This is a genomic window from Pseudorhodobacter aquimaris (assembly GCF_001202025.1).
Taxonomy (GTDB): domain Bacteria; phylum Pseudomonadota; class Alphaproteobacteria; order Rhodobacterales; family Rhodobacteraceae; genus Pseudorhodobacter; species Pseudorhodobacter aquimaris.
The window spans coordinates 1-2,578 of the sequence record NZ_LGHS01000038.1 but is presented as its reverse complement, the minus strand read 5'-3'; the positions used below and the strand labels follow the sequence as shown (position 1 = coordinate 2,578).

At 53.8% G+C, this 2,578-nt stretch carries 1 protein-coding gene; it reads right to left on the bottom strand.

Translation table 11 applies throughout. The annotated features are described in order from the left end of the window. Positions 1 to 2,567: BREX-1 system adenine-specific DNA-methyltransferase PglX (gene pglX, locus AKU94_RS05080; RefSeq protein ID WP_083444945.1), on the bottom strand; the 2,567-nt coding region annotated here is incomplete at its 3' end. Between the last annotated feature and the right edge of the window lie 11 nt (positions 2,568 to 2,578).

Genomic DNA, 2,578 nt, shown 5'->3' with positions numbered 1-2,578 from the left:
TGGCGAAAGCGGTCGGTGATGTCATCGGCGAACCAGTCGGCGTCGAGCACGGGGATGACGTTGTCCTTGTCCGGCATGAAGCTGGGGTTGGGGACGCGGGAAAGGTAGTCAGCCAGCGTCTCGCCCTGATTGGCGAGGATCAGGCCGGGGGCGTCGAGGCTATAGCGGCCGAACATGCAGCCTACGGCGTAGGAGAGGAACTCGGCCATGGTGTCGGCGCGCAGGCGGGTCTCGTTGGCGGCGACGTCGTTCTTGATGCCATAGCGATAGGCGGGGTTGCAGGTGAGGGTGATCTCGGTCAGCGGCACCTCGGGGGTCAGCTCGTCTTGCAGACCATAGGCGTCGATGAAGATGCGGTTGTTCTCTTCCTCCAACGCTTGCATTTCGTCCGTCATGCCCTGCCAATGGGTGCGCAGGGTGGTGTAGGTGGCCTCCAGCGTCTCGGCGCGGTGGTCGGGTGAAAGCAGTGGGAGCGTGGTAAAATCCCAGGAGGTTTCGTAGGCGTCCCAGTCGGATTTGGCATATTCAATTAATACAGAAGTATTCTGATTGACCAACATCTCGTCAGTTAAGTCAGATGCAGGTATCGAATACATGTTCCTGACACCGAAACTAATGGTGGGATTTAGAACTTTCGAAAGGAGATTGGAATATTTGCTGTTGAGAAGTGCAAGTATCCATCTAATATCCTTATCTGTTGTAGAAAATCCGTAAATACCTTTACAATTGGACGTGAAGCCAGATCCGTAGTATCTAAACGAAACGTCTGCTGATGTAATTTCTGACCATGAGAAGAAAGGCTTGAAGTAGTGCCCGTCATCATGAACAACAAAATTAATATTGCTCCTTAGGTTCGGATACCTTTCGTAAACAACATCCTTGATTTCCTGACCACGGTTATACCAGTTTATCACGTGCTCCAAGTTTCCCGACCACTTGCGGAATCCACCACCCTTGTTGTGGGGAAACCACTTAAAACCACTTTGCTGAGCTAATTCATCGTTGGTGCAATCGAAAAATATCTCTTGATTTGGAAGTTCCCAAAAAAACCGCAGGAAACGATCATTGTCAGTTGTCTTTATCCCAATATGTGCTTTCGTGTGGCTTGATAGCAGGTCGTTTTCAGAGAAGGACTTGAAAAAATTTGAACTTAACCAATAGGCGATTGGTGAACCCGGAACTTTTCTAAAGTCAGAAGCAAGGCCTCGGTAAAACCACTCACACCCGTCGGAATGGATCGCTTCCAGAGTTTTTGGTGCCTGATTTTGTGCGCCGCGAAAGTCAGACAGCCTGATATAAGCTCCGCGCTCGCCTTCAGAGTAGCCATTCTTAACGGTAAAAGTGCAGATGGGGACTGTAGCGCCGTCGAAACCAGAGTATTCCAGTTGAATTAACGAAGTAATGGTTTTTTCCGTGAGAAGGAACTGCCTCATTTTCTCATAGCTCGGAATAAACATCCAAACGAAAGGTGTCATAAAGCCAAGTTGGCCTTTGGGCAAAGCGAGAGCAGAATTTCTCGATACAAACGCTGAAAACAAATCTGATTTGAAATCAGGATAACCCTCTTTCAATAGTTTTGCCAACGCGGGGTTTATCCCATTTCCACCCATATACGGCGGGTTGGCCACCACAACGTGATACCTCGTCGACAGCGCCTCGGCCATGCTCAGCACGGCGATGACGCGCGCCTGCACCTCCTTCAGCAGCAGATCGCCCGCAAAATCCCGCGCCTCGACCACCCGCAGCGCCTCTGCCGGATCGCGCAGTTTCGGCACAATCAGCGAGCCGAAGTTCTTGGCCTGCTCAAACTGCCCCAGCGTCGCGCGCAGCTCATCGGTGAACAGATCCTTGCCCACCACGGCGGCCACATCCCGGACAACCTCAGCGTCCGTAAAGGCCACGTTCTGCAACACGCAGATGTCGGGCTTTGCCTTCATGCGCAGCAACCGCCGCCGCCCCAGCTTGGCCGCCGCCTTCATCGCCAGCGCAAAGGCTGCCAGCGCGCCCGCGCGGTCGTCGATCTCCACCCCCGTCAGGTTGTGCGTCAGGATCAGCGCCGGGATCTTGTCGGCCTCATACCCTTCTTCCTCATAGATGGCGTAGAGCAGATCAAAGGCATAGGTCAGCATATGCCCCGACCCGCAGGCCGGATCGCAGAGTTTGATCTCTTCGGGCTTGCCGACTTTCAGAAAGTCCGTCTCGGGCGCTGAAGGTGCGATATAATAGTCCATCCGCTCGGCCAGTTTTGATCCCGGCCGGTTCAGCAGCCAGAGCCGCCCCAGCGAGTTCTCGACCAGGTAGCGCACGATCCAATGGGGCGTGAACAGCTGCGTCGCGGCGGGGATATTCTCGGCCGTGATCTTGACGTTCTTTTTCAGGCCCGCAAAGACCTGATCCTTTTTCTCCGAGATGTAGAACTGGTAAAGCCAGCCGATGATCTCGACGTCCTGACAGGCGTCCTCGGTCATCACCTTGCGCAGCTCGGCCAGGATGGAGGTTTGTGACAACAGATCCTCGGGCATCAGCAGTTCGGTGAAGTCGTCGATCTGTTCGAACAAAAAGGGCATGGGCCCGTGCC